Raw genomic sequence first — 24,333 nt, 5'->3', positions numbered from 1 at the left:
TGCTTGACTGTTCCGAGTGTAGGCGACAAGCTTACCACAGTGGTTTTTCTCGACAGAGGAGAGTAATGCGCAGGACGCTCGGTGGACTCATGAATACGCAGTGGCTGACTTTGGCTGTCTGCTGCCAGGCATTGCCGGTGCAGGCTGCCGACGGCTCGGAGGTGCTCGGCATCCCTGTGGAGTTCATCCTGTTCGCGGCGACGCTTTTGGGCGTCGCGTTGTTCCACCATCGGGTGCTCCAGGTGGCTTTGACCGGGCTGGTGGTGATCGCCCTGTACAAGATCGCCGTCACCGGCTTCAGGACCGGCGCGGGGCTCGGCGGCTTTGCCGGCCACATGGCGCACGAATGGGTGCTGCTGGTCAACCTGCTCTGCCTGCTGGTTGGCTTCGCGCTGCTGGCGCGTCACTTCGAGGACAGCGGCGTGCCGGAAGTGCTGCCGAGACTGCTACCCGAGAGCTGGCTGGGGCCTTTCGTGTTGCTCGCCATCATCTGGCTTCTTTCGAGCTTCCTGGACAACATCGCGGCAGCGCTGATCGGTGGCACCGTGGCGGCCAGCGTCTTCAAGCGCCGGCTGCATGTCGGCTACCTGGCGGCCATCGTTGCCGCTTCGAACGCCGGTGGCGCCTGGAGCGTGATCGGTGACACGACCACCACCATGATGTGGATCGCCGGCGTCAGCCCGCTCGACGTCACGCATGCCTTTCTCGCGTCGGCGGTGGCGCTGGTGGTGTCCGGCATCCCGGCTGCGCTGCAACAGCACGCTCACCAGCCGATCGTGCGCAACCTGCAGGGTGCGCAACATGTCGACTGGGCGCGGGTCGGCATCGTCGGTTTCATGCTGGGGACCGCGATCGGCACCAATGTCACGGTCAACATCCGGTTCCCGGAGGCCGCTGACCATTTTCCCTTTCTCGGCGTGGCGGTATGGGTGGCACTGCTGCTGGCGGTGCCGCTGCGCAAGCCGGAATGGAGCCTGCTTCCGGAGGCCATCAAAGGATCCGTTTTTCTGCTGGCGCTGGTGAGTTGTGCGTCGATGATGCCGGTCGAGAAGTTGCCGCTGGCTTCGTGGCAGACGGCGCTGGGCCTGGGCTTCGTTTCGGCGGTGTTCGACAACATCCCGCTCACCGCGCTGGCCCTGAAGCAGGGGGGCTACGACTGGGGCATTCTTGCCTTCGCCGTCGGTTTCGGTGGCTCGATGCTGTGGTTCGGATCGTCGGCCGGGGTGGCACTGGCCAATCTCTTCCCCGAGGCCAGGTCGGCCGGCAAGTGGCTGCTGCATGGCTGGCATGTTCCGCTGGGTTACGTCGCCGGCTTCTTCGCGCTGCTCCTGATTCTCGGCTGGCGACCGCACGCGGCTCAGCAGGGGTCGCAGGTCGATCCACCGCCGGTGATTCACTCGCAAACGGTAATCGGCAGCGGGGCCATTTCCTTGTAGAGCAGCCCGAGCGGCGGCTTGCGTGAGACGGTGATGATCCGGGTTCCGGGTGGGTAGATCAGATGGTAGGTCAGGAACATGTGCGCCGCTTCACTGCCGAGCAGCAGTTCGCGCAAGGCCGTATAGCCGGGATGCCCGAGAACCTCGACCTCATCGTAGTCCCGCCGGTTCAGTCGCACGGACCTCTGGCGGAACTCGAGTTCGGGCTGGTGCTGGCCGAGTAGTTCGTGCATCAACAGGTGCCGAATCTCGGGCAGGACGATCACGCCGACGCAGTCGGCGCCCACCAGCCACTCGACCGCACGCCCTTCGCCGCCGGGGTCAGGTACATGGTCACCAAAAGCCTGGCACCAGCGCGGAAAGAAAGCCGAATAGCGGTGAATGATTTTTTCCATCACGCTCTGGGTGTTAGCGGCCGCTGCTGGCGCGATCGATCAGATGACTCACCACATCGGTATCCGAGACGAAGCCCTGCAACTCGTTGTTGTCGATGACCAGCACATTTTTCACCGCATACTGGATCATCAGTCGCGCCAGATAGCGGATTTCGAGATGCTGGGAAACCTGCAGCGCCGGTTTCTGGGCAATGTCATAGACATTGAGCAGATCGATGTCGCCATCCTCGGCGATCACCGCCCTGGCGACGTCGCGGTAAGCGATCAGGCCGTAGGCGTCGCCCGAATGGCGTTTGTCGACCACCAGCGACTTGACGCCGCTCTTCTTCATCAGCAGCAGTGCCTCCCGAACGGTGGCCAGCGGGCTGATGGTGATAACGTTTGTCTTCATGATTCCGGCAACCAACATGGCAAACTCTCCTTTAGTCCATGATCGTGATCAGCCAGGGGACGGGCCGATGGCCGCGAGGTGCTCACAGATCTTCCTCGACTTCGCGCTGGAAGGCCTGCATTTGCGCCAGGCCGATGCCGACCACGCTGCCCAGCGGCAGCGAAAAGGCCAGTCCTCCTCCCGGCAGGTCCATCTTCATCTGCATCTTGACCGCCCTCAGGATGCGCATCGAGAGCTGCTTCTCGACCACACTCAACAGCAAGGACTCTTTGCGCTCCAGACCCAGACCGAGAAAGGTCTTGCGCTCGTTGTGCCGTAGACCCTTGCCCTTGAGGATGGTGATGCCGGTGGCTCCGGCCTCCTTGAGAATTTCGACCGCCCGGTTTTCGTCTTCGTCCGGAACGATCAGCACCACTGCAGAGAATTTCATTGGCCGTTCTCCTTGACAGATTTTCTCGACCGCAGCAACCAGCTGGCCAGCATGCCATAGGACATGACAATGACCATTGGCAGCAGCGAGGCGAAAGCAATCAGACCGAAACCATCGATCATCGGGTCGCGGCCCGGCGTTCGCTCGGCCAGCCCGACGCCGAGTGCGGTCACCAGCGGCACGGTCACCGTCGAGGTGGTCACGCCACCGCAGTCATAGGCGATCGGCACGATGAAGTCGGGGGCAAATTTGGTCATCGCCAGCACCAGCAGGTAGCCGGGAATCAGCCAGTAGGCGATGTTGGTGCCGTCGATGATGCGTGCACAGCCGATGACGATGCCGATGCCCACACCCACCGAGACCAGACAGCGCAGCCAGAAACCCTTGAGCTGCCCGAGGCTGACCTCGTCGGCCTTGATCGATAGCGCGATCAGCGCCGGCTCGGCCATGGTCGTCGCAAAACCGATCAGGAAGCCGTAGAGGTAGACCGCCCACATTGCGACCCCGTCGCGCATCAGGCCGTTGGTCATCTCGTCACCAAGCGGGAAGAGACCGACCTGCAGCCCCTCGTCGAACATGAACAGGCCGACCGCCACCAGCAACATGCCGACCGCCAGGCCCCTGGGATCGGCCAGCGGGCGGCGCAGGATGACGAAGCTCGAGAACAGCACGACGGCGATGATCGGCAGCAGGTTCCTGACCATGATCCCGAAATCGATCAGCATCTCGAGAAGCGCATACTGATGCTGATCGTCGCTCGGCATCACCACCACCGGCGTGCCGGCCGCTGCGGGAACAAAGAACAGGATGCCGTAGAGCTGAATGATGATCATCGGTGCCAGCGCACCGAAGGCAATCAGACCAAAACCGTCGAGCAACGGATTGCGTCCTCGGATGCTGGTCGCCAGACCCACCCCAAGCGCGGTGAGCAGCGGTGCGGTGACCGTCGAGGCCACGACGCCGCCGGAATCAAAGGCCAGACCGACCAGTTGTGGCGGCGAGAAAACGGTCAGCGCGATGACCAGCAGATAACCCGGAATCAGGTAATTGCCGATCGAGTGGCCGAGGACGATACGCCAGACGCCGAATACCACCGCAATGCCGACACCGAGCGCCGCCACCATGCGCAGCGTCAGCGCACCCATGCTGCCCCCCGATACCGCCTCCGCCTTGTAGGCGACAGCCATCAGCGCCGGTTCAGCGGCCACCGAGGCAAAACTAACGAAGAAGGCAAAGAAGACCAGCCAGAGAAACGAACCGCGGCGGGCAAAGTCGAAAGCCATCGTCTCGCCGGCCGGAAAGATCGCCGCGTCGAGCCCCTTGACGAAAAGCGCCAGGCCGAGGAGGACGATGGCAAAGCCGCCGATCAGCGCAGCCGGGCTGTCGGGCATGCGCTGGATGAAAAACACCTGGAACAGGACGACCACGATCAGGGTGGGTGCGAGGTCGCGTGCCGCCTCGTGCAGGAGCTCGCGGATGACGCGAAACAGCGAGCCGAGCCCCATCCTAGCGCGGATTACCCGCCGCGGGGCGGCGAGTCTTTGGCGAGGCCTCTAGGCAGTGAACACGGATCGGCTTGGCAAGTGGAAAGTGGAATGTCATCTCGAGCATGGGCACGAATCATGCCCGAGATTTCGGTCATGTGCAAGATTCGGGCAATTTAACGCCATTTCTTACGTCGAAGGACAGTCCTGGTCCCGCCCGGATGCTTAACCGTCATCCACCGTCAGCCACGGCAGTAGTGCGGCAGCCGCTTCTTGCGTGCCCGATGGCAAGGGCAGTGGTGGTGCCGTTTGCTGCCACAAGAGATCAAGCGCCTCCTGGAGACGGCCAGCCAGCAGGTCCGCTCCACTGATTTCCCGGCAGCGGGCGTGCTTGTGCAGCCAGTCGATCAGGCAATCCTGTTCCGGCCAGTCGTGCCGCCGCACGTAGAGGAGCGGTGTGCCGTTGCAGGCGGCTTCGCTGAATGTGCCGTAGCCGGGTTTGGCGATCACCGCGTCGACCGAGCACAGGAGGTCGGTCATCGGTCGGTCGAGCGGCTCGAAATCGCTGCAGTTGGACTGTGCCACCTGCCAGTCTTGCGGGACCAGCCAGCGTACGCCGGCGATCTGTGGCCAGTCGGCAAGCGGTAGCCGCTGGCTGACGCCGCCGAAGGCGATCAGGACCAGTCGCTCGTCACTGGCACAGCGCAGTTGCGCACGCACGGCCTGGCGACAGTCATTGCCGAGAGTGGCAACCGGGCCGATGCGGCGGACCCGCGACAGTTCGCTCATGGCCATGCCGGGAGTCAGTCGCAGGAAGCATTCGGCCCCGTTGTACGCCGCCAGCATCTGATGAAGAATCGGTGCCGCCCAGGGCTCGCTGGCGAAGAAATGGGCAAACAGCCCGGCCCAGTTGAGTGAGCACATCGCCAGCGCGGGGATACCGGCGCGTGCGGCGCCAGCCAGCGGCAGGTAGGCGACATCGCTGAGCACCAGTCGGGGTTGTAGTTCGGCGAGAAGACGCGCTTCACGGTCCACGCGGGCTTCCCAGTCGGCATGCTGTTTGCGGTAGGCGCGGGCCGTCGCGGCCAGGTCGACGCACATCGCGTCATGCATTACGTAACCGAAGTCGCTGCTGTCCGCCAGATGCTGGAAAGGAGCCACAAGGCGGGCTTGCATTCTGGCTGTGGGCAGATCGCTGCGGATGGTGATGCAGAGATCCGGTAGCTGCTGCAGCAGGCGGTTGAGTACCGGTGCCGTTTGCGCCAGGTGGCCAAAGCCGTGTGCCGAGATGTCGACGAAGAGATGAGGAGCAGACATGGTGGTGGAATCTAGATGAAGCGCGCCAGCAGCGCTCCCGGCAATTCGCTCGGCAGGGGAATCCACACGCGATGGCCGTTGCCGGGGGCGACGCGAATTTCGTTGCCGTCGATGTGCTGCATCCGTTCGAGAGTCAGCCGGTGGTTGCCCGAGGGATGGATGATCTCGAGGCGATCACCCACCGAAAAGCGGTTTTTCACGTCGATCAGCGCCAACTGGTGCGGAGCATCCCATGCCAGGACGTCGCCGACGTAGAGACTGCGCCCCGATTCGGAATGGCCGCGCAGGTAGTTCTGCATCTCGTGTTCGTGGTGACGCTGGTAGAAACCGTCGGTGTAGCCGCGATTGGCCAGTCCCTCGAGTTCGCCGAGCAGTCCGGGGTCGAATGGCCGCCCGGCAAGGGCATCATCGATGGCGCGGCGATAGACCTGTACGGTGCGCGCCACATAGTAGGGAGACTTGGTGCGCCCCTCGATCTTCAGCGAGTCGACACCGATCTCGGTCAGGCGCCGGACATGCTCGACGGCCCGCAGATCCTTCGAGTTCATGAGGTAGGTACCATGCTCATCCTCTTCGATCGGCATCAGTTCGCCCGGCCGCTCTTTCTCCTCGAGCAGCCAGACACCCTTCCCTGGTCGTTGATCTGGAAAATTCGCTGAATTGGGTGGCTGGGCGGCATGCACATCGCCGGCCGCATCCGCCTTGCCCGCCTTGAGCTGGTAATCCCAGCGACACGAGTTGGTGCAGGTGCCCTGATTGGGGTCACGATGGTTGAAGTATCCGGAAAGCAGGCATCGCCCTGAATATGCGACGCAGAGCGCGCCGTGCACGAAGACTTCGAGCTCGATGTCGGGACATTCCTGACGAATCTCGGCGATTTCGTCGAGCGACAGCTCGCGAGAAAGGATGATCCGCTGGATGCCGAGCTTCTGCCAGAAACGAACCGCCGCAAAGTTGACGGTATTGGCCTGCACCGAGAGATGGACCGCCATCTGCGGCCAGGTCTCGCGCACCAGGTCGATCAACCCGGGGTCGGCCATGATCAGGGCGTCAGGCTGGAGCGCGACGACCGGCGCCATGTCGTTCAGGTAGCTGTGGACCTTGCGATTGTGCGGCAGGACGTTGCTGACCACATAGAGCTTCCTGCCGGCAGCGTGTGCCTCGCCGATGGCCGTGCCGAGGATGGCGAGGTCTCCGAAATCGTTGTTGCGTACCCGCAGGCTGTAGCGCGGCTGGCCCGCATAGACGGCGTCGGCACCGAAAGCCAGGGCGGTGCGCAACATCGTCAACGAACCTGCGGGAGCGAGCAATTCAGGGATCGGCAAGTCGCGAGAGGTCAAGGCTGCGGAGACAGGCATCCGGGAGAGCTTCGTCACGGGGTAGAATGTGGAAAACCTCATCTTACTCTCATTCTCCAGATTGCTCCGCCATGTCCGAAGAGATCCTGATCAACTTTACTCCGCAGGAAACGCGCGTCGCTGTCATGCATCAGGGCGTCGTGCAGGAATTGCACATCGAACGCAGCGCCAGTCGTGGCTTCGTTGGCAATGTCTACGTGGGACGCATCGTTCGCATCCTGCCGGGCATGCAATCGGCGTTCATCGACATTGGCCTCGGCCGTACCGCCTTTCTGCACGTTGCCGACATCCGTGAGCCGCGTCCGAGTGACGAACCGCTGCGACCGATCGAGCGCCTGTTGTTCGAGGGGCAGAGCATCCTCGTGCAGGTGATCAAGGACCCGATGGGCAGCAAGGGGGCACGCCTGTCTACGCAGGTATCGATCGCCGGGCGCATGCTGGTCTACCTGCCGCAGGACAAGCACATCGGGATCTCGCAGCGTATCGAGAGGGAGTCCGAACGTGAAGCGCTGCGCGAGAAACTGGGTCGCCTGGTACCCGGTGACGAAGCTGGTGGCTTCATCGTCCGCACCATGGCAGAGAGCGCGAGCGAGGCCGAACTCGCCAAGGATATCGAGTACTTGCGCAAACTCTGGCGCGACATCCTGACGCAATCGACCACCGCCGCACCCCCTTCATTGCTCTACCAGGAATTATCGCTGGCACAGCGGGTATTGCGCGATTTCGTCAACCCCGAGACTGCGCGTATCGTCATCGACTCGCGCGAAAACTTCCAGCGGCTCACCAGTTTTGCCGCCGAGTACACTCCGACGGTCGCTCCCTTGCTGGAACACTACGTCGGCGAACGGCCGCTGTTCGACCTGCATGGTGTCGAAGACGAACTTCAGAAAGCCCTCGCGCGCCGTGTCGATCTGAAGTCCGGGGGTTACCTGATCATCGACCAGACCGAGGCAATGACCACCATCGACGTCAATACCGGCGGCTTCGTCGGCGTGCGCAACTTCGACGACACCATCTTCAAGACCAATCTCGAAGCCGCACAGACGATCGCCCGTCAACTGCGCCTGCGCAACCTCGGCGGCATCATCATCATCGACTTCATCGACATGGAGAACGATGAGCATCGCAGCGCAGTCCTCTGTGAGTTCAACAAGGCGCTGGCGCGAGACCATACGCGTCTGACGGTCAATGGTTTCACCGCGCTCGGCCTGGTCGAGATGACTCGCAAGCGGACGCGCGAATCACTCGCGCATGTGTTGTGTGAGGAGTGCCCGACCTGTGGCGGGCGTGGCGAGGTCAAGACGGCGCGCACCGTGTGCTACGAAATCCTGCGTGAACTGCTGCGCGAAGCCCGCCAGTTCAACGCGCGCGAATATCGCGTGCTCGGCAACCAGGCGGTGATCGACCGTTTTCTCGACGAAGAATCGCAAGGTCTGGCCATGCTCTCCGACTTCATCGGCAAACCGATTTCACTGCAGGCGGAGCCCAGCTACTCGCAGGAGCAATACGACATCGTTCTGATGTAGCCTAAGCCGCCTTCAGCGTCTCCAGTGCGCGGTTAACGGCACGATCGAACATCGGTTCGGCCGCCAGAATGGTCGCCTCGCCACGCTCGATCTGTACTGCCAGTGCGTCTGGCGACACCGACATCGCCCGTGGTGACTGGGGGTTGGTCAATAGCAGGATGCCCCGCTGCGGACTGATCCAGGACAGTCGATAACGTACCGGCCCGCTCTCGGGGTTCGCAAACTCAAGCCAATCGCCGCGCTGCAGCCCTTCCACCAAGGACTGGGCGTGGTCACTGCGCTCCGAGCGTGGAGGCGCCGTGCCTGGGGAGAGGAAAACCCGTTCCAGATGGGTTTCGCCGCAGTCGATATGTTCGCTGGCGATCTGTGCCGGGACCGGAGCCGCTGCCGGGACAATCGGTCGCGTGCTCGCCGCCGGTGGTGCTGCGCCGCGCAGTACCGCAGCATGGAGAGTGAACAATTGGTCAGTGAGGGCAAGACGGCGATCGTCAGTCACATGCAACTTGTCCAGGCCCTCACAGATTCTGCGAACCAGGGTCGGCAAGCGCGCCGCGAGACGTTTCCGGCTCTGCACATCCGGTTGGGGTTGCACGCTTGCCACCAATTCTCCAACGGTACTCATGGCCACCCCCCAGGCGATGTCGTCGCCGCTCAGATGGTGCCGAATGAGCAGCTTGCGCCATTCATGATTCAGCAGATCGGTCACGGCAGAAGGCAGCGGCGTGGCCAGCCAGTTCGCGAGAACCTGATCGGCGGCCAGGGCGGCCAGTTCGCGCTGCTCCTGTTCAGCGACGAGTGGAGCCGCCTGGACTGCACGGTCATCGGCGGCGGTTTCCTGTCCTTCGAGGAAAGCGTCCAGTTCAACACAGAGCAGATCGAACAGACTGGTATCCTGAGTGAACTCGTTTTGCAGCCGTTCGACGATTTCCGCGATACGCGCGTACAGCGGATCATCGTGACCCGCCTGTGGACCGCAGCGAACGGCTGCCCGCGAAATGCCGTCCAGCAGACGCCGGGCCGGATGTGCTTTGCTGGAAAAGAAGGTCCTGTCGAGCATCGCAACCTTCAGCACGGGAATCTGTAAGCGTCCAACCAGCGCCTTGATCGGATCGGCGACGGAAGCATCGTCGAAAATGAAGTCGAACAGGGTGGCGATGATATCGACCGTCACCGCTTGCAGATAGCCAAGACTCTGGCCGGTGTCACTGGCGCGAAAATCCCGCAGCACGTTGGGCATCAAAACGTCTGCGCTCGGGGCCGGTACCGCCCCTTGCAGGGTATGCAGAGCAGCCATGACCTGCTCCATCGCCACGGCCATCTGGCCAGGGGTGCCTCCCTGCGGAGATACGCCGGCGGCTGGACCGCCGCTCTGGGTAGCCGGCATTGGCAAGGCAACGGCAGTACCTCCGCCATCTGTGGACGGCGGAGCCACAAGTTTTTGCAGGAGAGCAAACAGATCGGCAGATTCGGTAGTGTTTTCGGTATCTTTCTCGTTCGACTGCTTCTTGTCGGCAGTCGATGCCGAGTAACTGCGGCGTAGCTTCGGAAGTACGCCACGGCCAGCCAGGAAGAGGTTCAGATCATGGATCGTTGGACCAAAGAGGTCGACTGCATGATTCTCCATGGCATGCAGGAGCTCAAGTTGCGCCATTCCGACCACGCCTGCGTCCACGAGTGCCTTGTCCAGCGCCTGGGCGATGAGATCCTCGATGAGCCCTTGACTTTCCGTCTGACCACAGATGTAACGGTGCGCGATATTTGGAAGCAAAATGCGCGATATTTGGACAGATCAGAAGTTGCTCGAAGCGCAATAAAGTTACAAACTTACCGTTAAACGAGGATCTCAACGACGGTCAAAGCGGGCGCGATACCGTCAATTACACCCCCTCGAATAAACACCCTTTGACCCACCGCCGCGACGCCTTTGGCGGTGATCGTGGAGCCATCGGGAAGGGTCACTATCCTGATCTCGTCGGCGATGCTGGAGACCTCTCCGACCAGCAGAGGATCACCCGGCAACAGGCTCAGAAAATCGCTCAGCAGGTTACTCATGGCACTCGATTTCGATGGTCTGCCGGACGGTTGGAAAGGTGGCGTTGAGAGAGACGCTGCGCACGATGCCGCGCCGGGAATCGGCACCGTCGGAGAAGGCGACGAAGGCGCCAACAGGGTAGATTCCAACGCCAGAAAACACTGGCGTTTCCAGCACCAGATGTTGCTTCGGACCGGTGTCGGACAGCACCGAAATCCCCCGCTGCCGGGCGGCCTCGGTGTGGGTAGTCAGGGCGTCGACGACCATCGGCGCGAGCAGATCGCCCGCACTCCCGGCACGGGTCACATGCGCCAGAATTCCCCCTCCTTCGCCACTGATATACACCGAGTTGTAGGCGGGCTTCTCCAGCCAGCGGACGGACTCGCGCGTGGTCGCCGCAGAGGGCAGGGAGAAGTCAGGGACAATGCCAGACCAGTCCCATGGCGCCACCGGGTATCGCGGCAGGACGAAGAGGGTTTTGCTATGGCGGCTGGCCTGGACGTAGCCGCCGGCAGCGGCCGCGATGCGCGCGCAAGCGTCGATGCTGGTGCCGGTGTGGGACCACACGCCGGCCGGCACCAGCCAGTCGGTCAGATGCCAGTCCAGATCCCAGCCGAGGCTCACCGCGTTGAACGTCAGCGCGTCCCCCATCAACTGCTGCGCGGTGCGGTCTGCATCGTTGTGGCGGCTGATCACCGGCGCATACGGCGCCCCCAGTTCGGCGGCGATGCCGCGGCCGGAGACCGTGATACGGGCCTGGGCAAACCGCCGGTCACGCGTGATATTTTCCGCCAGCAACCGGAAATTGACACCGTTGACGATCGCCTCAATCTCGACTGGTTCCCCCGGCCCGGCGGGCAGGACATCGCCGAGACAATGGGCCGGCAGGCTCGCACTCCACCCCCAGACCCACGAGCTGGAATCGATCGATAGGGACAAGGACAGCGCAGGCAATTCCAGCGAATTGGACACGCGGGTCAGCGTGACATCGTTGTGCACAAGATAGGTCCTCAGGATAGGGATGATGACCCGCGCGCCCTTCCCCAGCCACGGGAAGAGCAGGTCCGGGTCCCCGACATAGGGCGGCGGATCGGGTTCCGGCCCAGGCGGAAGGGGGGATCGACCAGGCAAAGGCCATCGACCGATTTGCCAGGGGTGACGCACGAGCAGACGACTCGGTGAGCCGGCGCCAGACGCCAGATCGATGTCGATCGTCATCGTCACCCCATCCCCCCACGGGACAGCAAGAGCGGGGCGCGCCCGGTGAAACAGATCGATCCATCGCGCGGACGTTTGCTGCGGTTGCGCCGAGGCGCCTGTAAACCGGACATCGAGCGCCGGCCGCACAACCATCGACAGAGGGCTGAATTCCTCCTGCACCGCGGCTGTGCGGGGCTGGCCTTCGGCCCAGAGAGCACGCACCCGCGGCCGACGATCACTACGCGGCAATTGCCATGGGCTCTCAACCATCCTCGCTTGATGTGCGGCCTGGCCGACGCCGATCGGGGCATCGGCCTGACTCACCCGCGGCGCACGATGCCCCATCCGGCACCGGTGAACCCGAGCCGGCGCCCGCTGCCAAAGGGTATCCGCCCAGCGGAAGGGCGCCCTATTGACCGCGTTGTCGTAGCTCAGGGACAGTGCCGGGGAAGGACCTGAAAGCGCGGCCGCACTGGTCAGCGCGGGTACACGCGCGATGACCATCGCCAGAATATGCCCATCCGGCATCACGGCCATCCCCATCGGCACGGCGCCGGCCACCAGGGAACCATCGAAAAGCGGCAGAGGCAGCACCAGCGCACTGCCGAGCTGGCGAACATCCGGGGGGTTGCCGGAGTCGCCAAAGACCAGATGGACCCCCGGCCGCGCGTCGGCAAAAAGCAGATCCGCGCTCACGAGGGGCTCACGGCTCGGTCAGTGTGGCGCCGAACAGGAATACGAAAGCGCCGGCATACATCACCACATCCGGCAACGTAAAGGCCGCGCCGGGCGTGCCGGTGACGGCCACATTGCCATCCAGCATCCAGTAGCCATCCCCGTCGCGCACGCGCGCCCACAGGACGGTACCGCCCGTCAGCAACTGCGCCGGCTGCGTCGTCGTGAAGGCAATCACCCCCGCGGAAACCGTCCCGCAGGGCTTTTGCAGGGTGATGATCGTCGCAGGACTACCGCCAGGAGCCGCCCCAGCAGCCGGCTTGGTCGTGTAGTACAACTCCAGCGTACCCGGCGTCTCGGCCCGGTCCAGTTGGGCGACGATGGCATTGGCGCGCGCGTTGCGCACGAAATCGGAGAAGTCCAGGCTCATGGAATCAGATCCGGAGTGATCGCATCGTCGATGACCGCGTTGTAGAGCCCGGTATGATCGTGCGACATCACCACATACGTGAGGTCGTGCCGGATGCGGTCAAAAACGTAGTTGCCGGCGGCATCGCTCCAGGTCTCGCGCGCCAGAACGCCGTCCCGCTTGCGCAATAATCGCACACGGCGAGAAACCGGGTAATCCGGGGTGCCGGCAGCCTTGGTCGTTCCGACGATCCGCCCACGGCCGCCGTGCTCGGCGTCCAGCAGCAATGCAGGCGGGCTTTGCCGGACGGACGTCCAGGCCGGCAGCGCGGGCTGGACCAGCGGCACGACGGGCGCCGCCCGCGCATAATTCAGGGAAAACCCTTCCTCGAACGGCCCGCTGTCCGGGACATAGGCGCTATCGTTGCGCCCGGATTTGCACATGATCCGTAGCTGGCTCAGATACCCGTACAACGGTGCGTCGACCGATGGGTATCCGGATTGATCGCCGCCGATGCGTACGATATTGCTGGCGCCGCCGGTGGGCATGTCCAGGTCCGGGCGTGATGCGATGATCCCCCCGTTTTTGAAAATCAGCGCATTGCGGTTGAAAACCGAGACCTGGAAATCCTGCCAGACGTTCAGAGAAACCTCGCCACTGCTGCTTCCCAAGTAATTCTTACCGGCGGATGGTACATACGCATCGAGATTGTGCCATTCGTCGACCTGTACGCAGAAGGAGCTGCCGGCGCCATTGGTGCCGATATTGATCAGCCTGCACCCGGTCCCCGCGGCCGGATAGGCGAGCAGGTAGAGCGAAAACGAAATGGATAGCGACGCGCCGTTGAACAGAAAATCTGAACTCGCCGCGCAGCTCAGCCGGTCGCTGGCCCCGCCCGGAAAGTAGGCTGAACCCTCGCCGCCCGAAAACCGGCTCTGCGCCGTCGAGATGACGACCGCCCCGGATCGCGTGAAGGTGTGTCCTTTGACATCCGGGAAGGATGTCGCCCCGTGGCTGCCGGACAGATGCAGCCCGGCATTCAGGAGAGGCCAGAGCGGATCACCCATCGATTACCGCCATGGCCCCGTGGTGTCGAAGAAAGCGAACGCCGCGGTCGTCACTCCCGCACCGAACGGCATGATCCGCACCTGTCGCCCTATCAGATTGGCCACATCGGTGATTACCGCGTTCGAGGCGAAAAGCCCGAGCGGGACCGTCTGCGGGCAGCAGTAGACCCCAGGCGCCACCCCCCGAAACGCACCCGCGAACGATTCGAACAGGTTCAGATTGGACAGATACAGCCCCTGATCCGGCCCATTCGGGTAGGGCATCGGCCCGGCGCCGCTGGCAAAGCCCGTGCTGGTCGAGGGCGTCAGCAGGCTGAAGGCCTTGTATGCCGTCGCCGCACTGCCGACCCCGCCATACGACCGCGCGAAATACAGTTCATCGGCGGCATTGCGCAGCACGCCGAAATCGTTGGTATCGCCTGGCGCCGCCCCGCTCTTGTCGCTGGCGTAGCCCGAGAGCACGCAGCCCCAGGCATCGCCCGACTTGACCGGCAAAAAATCGCCGAAGGCCATGAAAGCGCCACCAGCCGGATAGGTCGGATGATAGGCGGTGATCAGATAGCACATCCGGTCATCAGCCACCAGCGTCCAGGCCCGCGAGCTGCCATCCGCCACCGTGCTCTTGGTCCACCAGGACCCGCCGCTGCGCTGCGTGCTCGTCGGAAACGGCCCGCTGCCGGTGCTGATCGCGGTCATCGTCTCGTAGCCGACCACGCGCGCGGTCTTGCCGGCCGTATCGTCGACGCGCAGCAGACACTGCGTCGCCGCCACGTCGCCACTCTTGTACGCGGCCAGATTGGTGCCGGTAAAATCCTTGGTCCACCCCGCCCCGGCCAGCTTCAGCGAAATCGTCCCGCTCGCCGTCTGATCGCTGATCCCGGTAGCGTCAAAGGTCAGCGTGGTGTTTCCCGCGCCGACCGACAGGACTTTTTTATCGCCATTGAGCCCGCTCGGCGTCGCCCCGGAGACGAGCACCACGCTGCCGACTTCGGCGCTATGGCCGGCGCTGACCGTGGCCGTGGCGATGGCGCCGGAGACGACGAGGCTGGCCACGGCCGAGACGGCGAACCCGTTGACCAGGCAGGCATCGAGGACCGCGATCAAAGACCCCGCAGTGCCCGACAAAACAGGCGCTCCGGTCAGCCCGGAATGGAAATATTTAACGCTGGTATCCGTCATTTTGTCCGTCCAGGATCAGGGGGTGTCGACATCGCCGCGGATGCCGATGATGAATTGGTCGCTGGTCTCCGCCGGCGGCCCTTGCAGCACGGTCCGCGCCACCCAGACCGGAAAATTCGCCGCCACGGTGTTCATGCGCACCAGGTTGCCGGCGCTCCAGCCCGCTCCCCAGCCTAGTGGACTGACCGTGAAATAGGGCACCTCGGTCGCCGGATTGATCGGCGCCAGCGGGTTGGCGATGGCATGGCCGGTGACGATCTGTCCGACCGTTTCCCCGATCACATTGACCGTCGTTGTGTTTGTGAAAATGATTTCCCAGCGCTCCTGAATTGCGCCACGATTGGTCACGACGACCGGATACTGGACCGTGTTGTAGCTCGCACTCGCCGCACTGCCGATCAGCGCATCCGACCACACGCCGGTCCAGGTCGCCTGGTCAAACCAATGCGAGACCCGCGCATGCAGATCCCCGACGATCAACGCGGAACTGACCAGCGAGCCGAGCGGGAAATCATGCGTCAAGGGCCGGGTCAGCGTCAGCTCACCATTGATCTGGGCATCCGAGCAGAGGGCCATGTCCTCGATGCGATGCTCGATGGTCACCGGCTGCGAGTAGCCCGTGACATCGGTAAACGTCACCGTTCCGGCGTCCAGATCATGGCTATAACCGGTGGGGATCGTCTCGCCGTCTGCTCCCACCACCCGCACGCGCGCGACCCGCACGCGCCCGAGCGAAACCGTCTGACTGTTGCTGACTGTTGCCGGGGCCGTCGTCGCGGTGTGATGGACGACAAGCACATCCCCCTTGCGCAGCACCGGCACGCGCCCATCGACCGGCAGGCGTACCGGATCGAGCCCCAGCACCTCGGCCGACAGCGGCAGATTGGAGACCGCGACCGCGTTGAACAGCAAAGTTTCCGGCATCACCAGTAACGGCCGGAAAATCTGTCCGGACACCAGCCGATCGGTCGAATACCACCACTCATTTTTCTCCGCGGGCGATAGCCCGGCGTCCGCCACCCAGGCGCCGAAAGACAAGGTCACGATGCCGAATTGCACATCGACATTCCCCTCGATCGCGCCCGTCTCGATCGCCCCCGTGAGGTCGCTGCTGGCGCTGATCTGCACGCTATCCGACGCGCGCACGACCCGGATGGCCAGGCTCGCGGGCTGCAGCGGCGCCCCCGATACCCGGAAGCGGAACTGCCAGTCATCCCAGAATCCCTTGCGCGTCAGGCAGACCACGGACACCGCGGGATTGCCGGCGCCGCCGGCGTAATCGGTGATCGTCACCCGGCCGGTGCGATAGTCGACCGCCCCGGCCACTGTCCCGGCGTTGGTCGTCGTCGACACACCGTAGAGCAACAGGCCGGAGCGGTCGATGTACTCCCGGCCGCCGAGGGTGAATTTCAGGCTGCCCGGTACCAGCGTATTGGAGATGGTCGGCAGCAGATCGATCTGCAAGGGGCCAATGGGCTGCGACACCGAGAGCAGCCCCCCGGCGCTGTCCGTCGCCGGACGATAACGGGCGGTGATCACCCCGGTCGCCACCGCACTCGCGAAGGTCTCGACCCAGGTCCGTTGTTCGGTGGTATCTTCGCCGGAGCCGGTGAGCGTGCGCGACTGCGAGGTGTCGAGCATTGTCACCATCACACCCAAGGCAATCGCCCCGGTCGTGTAGTTGATCGACCCGCTGATACCGGTCAAGGAATTGATCGACGACGAATTGCTGGCGCTGACCCCGTCCTCCTCGGTCCAGGTCCGGTCCGCAGTGACCCTGGGCACAGCGCGCAGCAAATGCAGACCGCCCAGGCCATCGTCGATTACGATGTGCTCTGTCTTCCGGTCATCCTGAAAGCTGAGAGAAAGGCTTTTGGGCAGTACCGCATGGCTCAAACTGAAGTTCGACGAGGCGCCGCCGGCCGGATGCAGCTCCGTCACGATCCCGCCTTGGCGATACTCGATCAGCAGATCAGAATCCCCGTCCGGGAGCGTGGGCGGCAGGATCACGGCCAGGCCGTTGGCGTAATCGATCCAGCCAGCGACCCCGCCCAGAAATCCGGCGGCCCCGTTATCAGAGACCACGTACAAATGCCCGATGCCGCCGGACTGGTAGGTAATCGACACCGATCCCGGTTCGACCGCGCCGCCCGGCAGACTGCATTCGATCGCCGGTACCGCGAACACTTCCGAACCGATCTGCGCACGGTAATGCGCGGTCGTACCCCAGGCAAACAGGATCTGCGTATTGACATCGGGCAGTGCGCCCAGGGTCACGACCAGCGAACCGGTCGCGTAGTTGACCTGGCCCGACCCGACGCCATCATCGCCCGTCAGTCCGCCCGCGCCGTCGTCGACCAGCCGATACCACTTGCCGAGCGCCAGGTAATCGACCGAGACCGATCCCGGCGCCGGCGCTGGCGAGAGGCTTTTGACGTAGTTGTATCCACGGTTGCCGATACTGACGGCGGTACTCTCGGTGTGCCCGGCGGCGGCGATCGCCACGGCCTGCGCGGCGCTATAGGTCGCGCTGCCGCTGGTCCCCACATTCTTCGCCAGGCTGACGGCGCCGCTGGCATAGTCAACTGTCCCGGTGAACCCGGACTGCGCCACCAGATTCCCGTTGCCGTCGTCGACCAGCGAGACCCCGCCGATCGCCACACTGACCGACCCGCGCTTTACCGCCCGGCCGAAGTACCGGGTGGCCGTCACGCCGGGCGCCGTCGTCACCGTCGTCGTAAAGCCGAGGTAGGGCGCATTCTGGATCGGCACGATCAGCTCCCGATCCCCCACGCCACGGGCGTCGATGATGGGTGCTTCGGACAGTGCCGAGGGCACCAGTTGCGTGTACACCGATTCGGCTCGCAGCGTCAGGGCGCCAAGATTGGCCGCCTGCGCCAGCGGCGCCACGCCGTAATAGCTCGTCGCATCGGCCGCGAAGGTGGTGTGCAGGCGAGTCGGCGGGTTGTAATAATCGTACGAATAGCGCGTCACCGGCGCGCCGGTAAACGCCAGGCGCAGCGGGTCGGAGATTTCGAGCACGATCACATCGCGCAGATAATCGCCATACTGATCGGTGAACACCTGATCGACGACGCGCGAGACGATGCGGGTCACGCGCACGAACTGCTGATTGGCGGTCGCATCGCGCTGCACCAGGGCGAATACGTCGCCAATCCCCGGCGTCGCCACCGACCGGGCGCAGTGGACCTGCACACTGCGCTGCCCGATCAGGTGATTGCTGTACAGCACATAGCGCGATTCGCTACCCAGCGCGAGATAGCTCTCCAGCTTGTTCTGCGCGCTGGTGCGCACATCCGACCACGACCGGGTCGTGAAAAGCGCGGCGGACACGCGCGGATCGGCCGGCCCCTCGGCGACGATCACATGCGCGCCATAGTACGCGTCCACGGTATCCGTCAGCACGGCCGGAAATACTTTGCGCAGGGAGGTGCGGCCATAGGTGCGGTCCAGTTCGGAGATGTCCGGGAACAGGTTGTTGCTGACCCCGTCGACCACCGCGAGTCCGGTCGCCATGCCGCCACCCTCGGGTACATCATCGAGTACCGACGATTTGAGCAGCACGATATCGCCATCCAGAATGGGCATGCGTTACACCTCAATCAATTTGATCGTGACCACATAGGGAAAATCCGCACCGGGGTCGGCAATCGGATACAGCGGCGCCGCCGCAATCGCGGAATCCGCCGCGAAGGTGACGTTAAAGCTGCGCCCGTCGGCCAGCGCCAGAACGAACTGCCCCGGCACCTCGCAGGCCAACACGCGCAGTGCATCGACCGTGGCGCGCGGCACCCAGGTACTGGCGTCGCCGGCCAGCGTGATCGGCCGCCCCGCCAGGCGCTGCCCGACATCGACGATCATCGCGCCGGTCAGGGCGTATTCAGTTCTGCGCACCACCGTCGGCCAGGTGAATTCGTCGGTCCACACCAGGTCGGACGGCAGCGAGACGGTATCGAGGAGGTGCTCACTCATCCCGAAATGAACCGTTCCCGGAGAGAGATCAGGGCGCCGACCAGTGCACGGGAATCATTCGGGCTGGCAGTGGTGACCGGAGTGGTCGTCCCGTTGATGCTGATGTCGACGCGATGGACCGAGGAGGCAGCCGATGAAGAAGCTATCGCGGAGCCCGGCGAAGCGGCCGCCGCGCTACGTTCCGCCTGCTCCTTGGCGCGCGCCTTGGCCCGATCTACCGCCCCGGCATACTCGGTTAAATAACCCTCGGTGGAAATCGCCGAGACTCCCAGCAGTTTGTTTTTCAATGCGGCCATTTCTTCGGCAAACAGATCGGAATAGACCTCGGAGAAGGTCTTGACTGCGGCGCCGGTCAGTCCCATCGATCGCGCCACGGTGTCATTGTCGATGCCCTGCGTACTCACCGAGCGGGTGATGTTGCCGGCCGCCTGATCGGCTTGCGAGGTCCGGCGGTTCGCGTAGTAATCCGCGATTTGGGGCTGCGTGAAATTCAAAGCCTGCAACTGCTGGACGGTCAGCTCCGGGCTGGATCCGCCACCGCCGCCAGGCGACGACGGCCGGTTCTGCTGATCCCGCAGGCGCTGGATCTGGTCCGCGGTGAGCCCCGAGGCCTGCCCCAGTTGTTCCATGTCCCGCGTCGCGCCGCGGAGGCTGTTGCCCATCCCGTCCGCAGCGCTGCCCGAGAATTGCATGGCGTCCGCCAGATCGCGCGTGCGCCTAGCGACCTCGCTGGCAATCTCGGCTTCCACCTGCTTGACGCGGGCGCCGGCTTCGGCGGCGTCCAGCTCGGCTTTCTTCGCTTCGGTCAGGGTTCCCGAGGCGATCGCTTCCTCGCGCTTGGCCTGAACGGCCAGCAGCGCCGCTTTGGCCTCGGCGGCTTTGGCCTCGGCGACCAGTTCGGAGAGCCGGACTTCGAGGCGTTTGATTTCCAGCAGCGCTGTGATCGCGCCGCGCTCGTCGCCGTGCGCCCGCGCCACGTCGAGAATCGTCCGTTGCTGCTCGATCGCCAGGCGGACGCCGGCCTGGGCCAGGGTGGACTGCGCTTGCTTGACCGCGTTGTTAACCTGGATCTGTTGCGTCACATCGGCCAGGGCGTCGCGATAGAGCCGGCTCGCCTGCCCGGCCTGGATCTCGGCATCGGCGAGTTGCCGGGTGACGTCGGCGCCGGCCGACTTGCGGTCGCGCAGGGTTTCGAGCGCTTGCGTGGCGGCCTCGTACGCCACCCGGAGTTCGGTAACGCGGCTGCTGTTGTTGGCGTGCGCCGCGGCCTCGGCCTGGGCCTGCGCCGCCACCACCGCCGACGCGCGGGCCTGCCCCTCGGCTTTGTCGGCGTCGGACTGGCGCGCCTGGATGCTCTTCTCGAGCTCTTCGATCTGCTTTTTCTGCTGTTCGGTGGCCTTTTCCTTCCCCCCGATCTCGGCTTCGATCGCCGCCAACTGCCGCTGCGCCATCGATAGGTCGGCGGCCTTCTGGACGGCGACCTGGCGGTCGGCTTCGGCATTGTCTTTGCTGGCTTCTACTCGCGCCTGAAGTTTTTCGACTTCGGTCCCGAAGGCATTGGCCAGATTGACCGAGGCCGCGGTCTGGGCTTTCTTGGCCTCGGCGTCGGCGACCGTCTGCTTGGTGAGCTTTTCTCCGGCGTCCGCGAGGTCGGCATAAACCGCTTTGAGCTTGGTCACGCCGATTGCCGCGGACTGTGCGGCAGTGCCGGTCTGGGCGACGGCCGCGGCGGCTTCCTTATTCGACATCTTGAATTTGATCGCCGCCTGATCGGCGTCACTGAGCGAGTCGACAAAATATCGGTTGTGTTGGGCCGCTTTGCGGAGTTTGTCATAGGCTTCTTCCTGGACTTCGCCGAACGCCTTTTTCGTAGCCTCACTGAATCCCTTAAGGCCGATCTCGCCGTTTCGAAGCGCGGCGAAAAATATCCCGATCTCCTTGCCCACGACGACGAGAGAGATGGATGTGCCGATGAGGATGGCTTCAAGGACTTCCAGGCCGTTCTTTAAGCTGGTCACCGCGCCCGCGTCGCCGATCGTCTGGAACACCTCGGCGACGCTATTCTTGAAGTGGTTCCATCTTTGCGTCAGCGTCTCGGTCTGCTGGCCCGACTGATACAGCTCGTCCAGGCCTTTCTTGAGCGCCGGGAAAAGCTCTTCCGCCGTCAACTTTCCCGACTCGGTCAGTTTGATCAGTTGCTCGGTGGTGATTCCGAATCCCTTGGCCGTAGCGTTCAGCGCGCCGGGGAGCGCCTCGCCCAGCTGGCCACGCAGCTCCTCCATTTGAATCACGCCTTTGGACGCCATTTGCGACAGCGCCAGCAGGGCGTTTTGCGTTTCCGCCGAGGTTTTTCCGGCTCGCGACATCGCACCGGCGACGGACTCAAAGACCTCGCGCGTGGCCTGCCCTTCGACGGCGGTCCCCTTGGTCGCCGCAGACAGCGAGGCATAGGCCTTGCCCACCTCGGTAATCGGCAAGCCGAGCTGGGCGGCAACGTCGTGCACATAGGCCATTTCGTCGGCCGATGCCTTGCTCGAACCGCTGATTGCGGTGAACGTGCGATCGAGGTTCTCCAGCTCGACATTGACCTTGAGGAATTCCTGCGCCAGCGCGACGCCGGAGAATACCGCGCCGAGCCTGCCCAGCATGCTGGATAGCCCTTCAGCGCGGCGGGAGACCTGATCGATTGGTCCCGGAACGCCATTCAGCTCGGTTCGCAGCGACTGGATCCGGGATTGCCCCGCGGCAAATGCCCGATCGAACTGCTCGCCCGAGGTCGTGGTACTGCGCGCCAGGGTTTGCAGCGCCTGATGGACGGCCAGGATGTCGGCTTCGATTCTCGCAGCGGATCGAATCCCGAGCGTATTGAACGCGGCCTGCAGTTGCTCGGAGCCGCTGCGGGTCCGTTGCTCGGCGGCAGTGACGGTATCCAGCGACCGGGCCGTGGTCTGACTGTTCGTGCCCAGATGCGCGACATCGTCCGCCAGGCTGTCGAGACTCGACCCGGCGGACTGGGCACCCCGGCCGGCCGATTGCGCGGCCGCGCCGACCGAATCGATGCCGGCGCCGGCCGTTCTCGCCCCGGCGCCGGCCTGGGTCGCTTCCGTGCCCAGGTGGTCAATCGCAGTGGCTAAGCGGTTGACGTCCTCCTGGCCCGCCACCGCAGCCGCGATGTCGACACGAAAATGGAGGTCATCCGCCATGGGTCAAAAATCCATCACGCTGATCAGGAGGTCAGCAAATCGACCTGGAACGGGCTGGTCTGTCCGCTGGGTGTCTTGAGCCGGCCTTTCAACTGGATGTCCCCAAAGTCGTTGGGAACGAAGTCGAAACCGGAGTCAGGCGACAGGATCGCTTCCCATACAGTGCAGATACACGGCAGGCTGTCGGCGTAGTTGATCCCGTCGAGAACGAAGCGGGCGCGTACCTGGGCCTGGGTCGCGCCGGCGATGCGCGTGCCGGCACTGGCCTGGTAGGTTCCGGAGACCTTGATCGTCGCACCGTTGGCGATCGCGCCGGTGGGCAGCACCTTGACCAATCCCAGCCGGTAGTTCACCAGGTAATCGGTGCCGAGCACGTAGGTCGGCGTTCCCGAGGTATGCGTGACCGAGAATCCGGCAACGGCGAAATTGGTTTTGCTGAGTTGAACCCAGAATCCATGCGCGGCGATAATCGACTCGGCGGTGATCGTCCCGGACCCCTGGGTGACCGCGCTCTGGGTGCCGAGCAGGGCCAGCGTCACGCCGTCCTTGTCCAGCTCGGAGAGCGTCACCGTCAGGTCGGCCGGCTTCTGGATGGCGACCGATTCAATGACCTGACCGTAGGTGGATTTTCCCTTCGAGACCTTTTCCTTCAGATCGCTGTTGGGCTTGATTTCAAATTTGCTGACTTCAAACGGGCCAGCCAGGCCGAGGTACAGGCCGGTGTTGGGGTCCATGCGATTGATGTAGAGGTCGCCGGAACCGAGGAATGCACGAGATGCCATATCAAAATCTCCTAGTGGGAAACGCGTTAACTGCCAGACACCACGAGCTGGGAGGTCACGGCAATCGGGAACCGCAGCACGCCGGCGCGGTAGGTCGGGGGCTTGGCTTCATCGGCCAGCGCCAGTGGGCCGTATCCACTCCCAGGTCGCCAGCCGAGCAGCTTGGCCAGTACGGCATCGAGCAGCGTGGCCGCGTCCGCCCGTGCGGGGGAACCGTCGGCCGGGTCGAGGTTGTTATGGAGGACCAGGACGACATGCCAGCGGCTATCCACCCGCACCGATTTATGGCCATGCGCCCGCTCGATGACGTGGTATCCCCCCCAACGGACGAATAGACACGGGGGAACCTTCCGTGCCGAGCCACTTTCCACCTCGTCGGGCGCGCCATAGACGCCAGTCAGCCCAGGGATCTCGGCCAACCGCGCGCGCAGCAGGGGCTCCAGCCCTAGCATCCGACCGCTTCCGGATATTCGAGGGAGAAGGCCGTTTTCGCTTGCACCACGGCCACGCAGAGGCCTTTGCGATACAAAGGGTCACTGCTGAACATGTCCCAGCGGAAGACGTCATATTCCTGCCCGTCGATCACCGCGCCGTCGACGATCGACTGGACGGATTCCACCAGTTCGAGCAGCCCGATGGACCCGCCGCCACCGTGGCGCGACGTATATGGGCCTCCAGAGATGCTGGTCACACAGGCCAGTCCCACGATCTGCTCGCTCATTCCACGGGAAGAGACGGTCCCAGACATCAGCGACACATAGACCGCGGGCGATTCGCTGGCAAACTGCAGGACCAGCCGCTCATTATCGAGGGTCGGCATGGTACCGATGACCCGCAGTCGACTGGCCAGTACCGAGGCTTTCAGCCAGTCGACGAGGCCCTGCTCGATGTCCATCAGCGTCATTCCAGTCCCCGCTGTTCACGGGTCCAGCGTCGGTTGCCGCAGACTACCGCGACGCTGCTGCTGCTGCCGGGGCTGGCAGACAACTCGCCGGGGAGGGTGATCTTGCCTGCCGAGATGTCCCGACACAAGGCCATGGCGACCTCGTTGGCCTTGACGATCGGATCACTGGCGAGATCCCCGTGCAGATAAAAGCGGGCGATATCGCAGACCAGGCGTCGGATGATTTGAGGGACGGTGCCCAGGGGCGTGGTATAGCGGCCCGCCAGATAGCTATCGACCGCTGACTGAGCGTCGCCGATCGCGGCATCGATCCGGGCCAGGGCCGCCGTCATCGCCTCCACCTGGCGCGCGGGCCAGCCCGTACGGGAATCGCTCGTCACGGCCAGTTCCAGGATCTCCGGCGTCAACTCGCGCGGGATGGTGCGGTCGGATATCTGCGCGATTTCTTCGACGCCGAAGCGCGCGATGAGGTCGGACACGGTGATATACATGAGCGTGGAAATTCCTGGTCGTAGAAGGAGGACGCGGTTCCCCGCGCCCACCCGCTTCCCG

General features: G+C 63.8%; 22 protein-coding genes. 3 read left to right on the top strand and 19 right to left on the bottom strand.

The window, feature by feature from the left end:
• Positions 1-65 precede the first annotated feature (65 nt).
• On the top strand, positions 66-1,436 hold the full coding sequence (locus tag E4Q08_RS08525) for a citrate transporter (RefSeq protein ID WP_248594782.1): 1,371 nt from the start codon (positions 66-68) through the stop codon (positions 1,434-1,436).
• On the opposite strand, the gene E4Q08_RS08520 is transcribed toward E4Q08_RS08525, so the two are convergent.
• The 6 genes from E4Q08_RS08520 to trhP form a co-directional block, all read right to left on the bottom strand.
• Positions 1,394-1,831 carry a hypothetical protein gene (locus E4Q08_RS08520; RefSeq protein ID WP_034913544.1) on the bottom strand — a complete coding sequence of 146 codons (438 nt, stop codon included), beginning with the start codon at positions 1,829-1,831 and terminating at the stop codon, positions 1,394-1,396. The genes E4Q08_RS08525 and E4Q08_RS08520 overlap by 43 nt on opposite strands.
• A 13-nt stretch (positions 1,832-1,844) precedes the next feature.
• On the bottom strand, positions 1,845-2,222 hold the full coding sequence (locus tag E4Q08_RS08515; protein ID WP_248594781.1) for a CBS domain-containing protein: 378 nt from the start codon (positions 2,220-2,222) through the stop codon (positions 1,845-1,847).
• Positions 2,223-2,304: 82 nt separating this feature from the next.
• Positions 2,305-2,652, bottom strand: coding sequence for a P-II family nitrogen regulator (locus E4Q08_RS08510; protein WP_169070070.1), 348 nt, complete (start codon positions 2,650-2,652; stop codon positions 2,305-2,307).
• Entirely contained in the window at positions 2,649-4,157 is a 1,509-nt protein-coding gene (locus E4Q08_RS08505; protein ID WP_169070069.1) for a DUF1538 domain-containing protein, read from the bottom strand. The genes E4Q08_RS08510 and E4Q08_RS08505 overlap by 4 nt, the downstream gene beginning before the upstream one ends.
• 204 nt (positions 4,158-4,361) lie before the next feature.
• On the bottom strand, positions 4,362-5,453 hold the full coding sequence (locus E4Q08_RS08500; protein WP_169070068.1) for a glycosyltransferase family protein: 1,092 nt from the start codon (positions 5,451-5,453) through the stop codon (positions 4,362-4,364).
• Positions 5,454-5,464: 11 nt separating this feature from the next.
• Positions 5,465-6,811, bottom strand: coding sequence for a prephenate-dependent tRNA uridine(34) hydroxylase TrhP (gene trhP / locus E4Q08_RS08495; protein ID WP_169070096.1), 1,347 nt, complete (start codon positions 6,809-6,811; stop codon positions 5,465-5,467).
• 71 nt (positions 6,812-6,882) lie between these two features.
• Between trhP and rng the strand changes: the two genes are divergently transcribed.
• On the top strand, positions 6,883-8,337 hold the full coding sequence (gene rng, locus E4Q08_RS08490; protein ID WP_169070067.1) for a ribonuclease G: 1,455 nt from the start codon (positions 6,883-6,885) through the stop codon (positions 8,335-8,337).
• A gap of 1 nt (position 8,338) precedes the next feature.
• On the opposite strand, the gene E4Q08_RS08485 is transcribed toward rng, so the two are convergent.
• The 9 genes from E4Q08_RS08485 to E4Q08_RS08445 form a co-directional block, all read right to left on the bottom strand.
• A complete protein-coding gene (locus E4Q08_RS08485) occupies positions 8,339-9,988 on the bottom strand; it encodes a DUF1631 family protein (RefSeq protein WP_248594780.1) in 1,650 nt (549 codons plus the stop codon).
• A 179-nt stretch (positions 9,989-10,167) separates the two neighbouring features.
• Entirely contained in the window at positions 10,168-10,389 is a 222-nt protein-coding gene (locus E4Q08_RS08480) for a hypothetical protein (protein ID WP_169070065.1), read from the bottom strand.
• Complete coding sequence (locus E4Q08_RS08475) at positions 10,382-12,265, bottom strand: hypothetical protein (RefSeq protein ID WP_169070064.1); 1,884 nt, start codon at positions 12,263-12,265, stop codon at positions 10,382-10,384. The genes E4Q08_RS08480 and E4Q08_RS08475 overlap by 8 nt, the downstream gene beginning before the upstream one ends.
• 7 nt (positions 12,266-12,272) lie before the next feature.
• On the bottom strand, positions 12,273-12,674 hold the full coding sequence (locus E4Q08_RS08470) for a hypothetical protein (RefSeq protein ID WP_169070063.1): 402 nt from the start codon (positions 12,672-12,674) through the stop codon (positions 12,273-12,275).
• On the bottom strand, positions 12,671-13,720 hold the full coding sequence (locus E4Q08_RS08465; RefSeq protein WP_169070062.1) for a hypothetical protein: 1,050 nt from the start codon (positions 13,718-13,720) through the stop codon (positions 12,671-12,673). Before E4Q08_RS08465 ends, E4Q08_RS08470 begins: the two co-directional genes overlap by 4 nt.
• Before the next feature lie 3 nt (positions 13,721-13,723).
• On the bottom strand, positions 13,724-14,899 hold the full coding sequence (locus E4Q08_RS08460) for a hypothetical protein (RefSeq protein WP_169070061.1): 1,176 nt from the start codon (positions 14,897-14,899) through the stop codon (positions 13,724-13,726).
• A 15-nt stretch (positions 14,900-14,914) separates the two neighbouring features.
• Positions 14,915-18,508: a hypothetical protein gene (locus E4Q08_RS08455; RefSeq protein WP_169070060.1), complete on the bottom strand. Its 3,594-nt coding sequence runs from the start codon at positions 18,506-18,508 to the stop codon at positions 14,915-14,917.
• Between the two features lie 3 nt (positions 18,509-18,511).
• Positions 18,512-18,892, bottom strand: a complete 381-nt coding sequence (locus E4Q08_RS08450; protein WP_169070059.1) for a hypothetical protein — start codon at positions 18,890-18,892, stop codon at positions 18,512-18,514.
• Complete coding sequence (locus tag E4Q08_RS08445; protein ID WP_248594792.1) at positions 18,889-21,540, bottom strand: tape measure protein; 2,652 nt, start codon at positions 21,538-21,540, stop codon at positions 18,889-18,891. The genes E4Q08_RS08450 and E4Q08_RS08445 overlap by 4 nt, the downstream gene beginning before the upstream one ends.
• Positions 21,541-21,627: 87 nt before the next feature.
• Here E4Q08_RS08445 and E4Q08_RS08440 point away from each other — a divergent pair, with 87 nt between their 5' ends.
• Positions 21,628-22,026 carry a hypothetical protein gene (locus E4Q08_RS08440; protein ID WP_169070057.1) on the top strand — a complete coding sequence of 133 codons (399 nt, stop codon included), beginning with the start codon at positions 21,628-21,630 and terminating at the stop codon, positions 22,024-22,026.
• 92 nt (positions 22,027-22,118) lie between these two features.
• Here E4Q08_RS08440 and E4Q08_RS08435 read toward each other — a convergent pair whose 3' ends face one another.
• Genes E4Q08_RS08435 through E4Q08_RS08420 form a run of 4 tightly spaced genes read right to left on the bottom strand, consistent with a single transcriptional unit; the run spans position 22,119 to position 24,272 of the window.
• Entirely contained in the window at positions 22,119-22,877 is a 759-nt protein-coding gene (locus E4Q08_RS08435; protein ID WP_169070056.1) for a phage tail tube protein, read from the bottom strand.
• A 26-nt stretch (positions 22,878-22,903) separates the two neighbouring features.
• Positions 22,904-23,329, bottom strand: coding sequence for a phage tail terminator protein (locus E4Q08_RS08430; protein WP_169070055.1), 426 nt, complete (start codon positions 23,327-23,329; stop codon positions 22,904-22,906).
• Positions 23,323-23,772: a hypothetical protein gene (locus tag E4Q08_RS08425; RefSeq protein WP_169070054.1), complete on the bottom strand. Its 450-nt coding sequence runs from the start codon at positions 23,770-23,772 to the stop codon at positions 23,323-23,325. The genes E4Q08_RS08430 and E4Q08_RS08425 overlap by 7 nt, the downstream gene beginning before the upstream one ends.
• Before the next feature lie 5 nt (positions 23,773-23,777).
• Entirely contained in the window at positions 23,778-24,272 is a 495-nt protein-coding gene (locus E4Q08_RS08420; protein WP_169070053.1) for a DUF1320 domain-containing protein, read from the bottom strand.
• Positions 24,273-24,333 lie beyond the last annotated feature (61 nt).

This window comes from Candidatus Accumulibacter contiguus, assembly GCF_012940005.1.
GTDB classification, from domain to species: Bacteria; Pseudomonadota; Gammaproteobacteria; order Burkholderiales; family Rhodocyclaceae; genus Accumulibacter; species Accumulibacter contiguus.
This window is presented reverse-complemented; position numbering and strand designations above follow the sequence as displayed.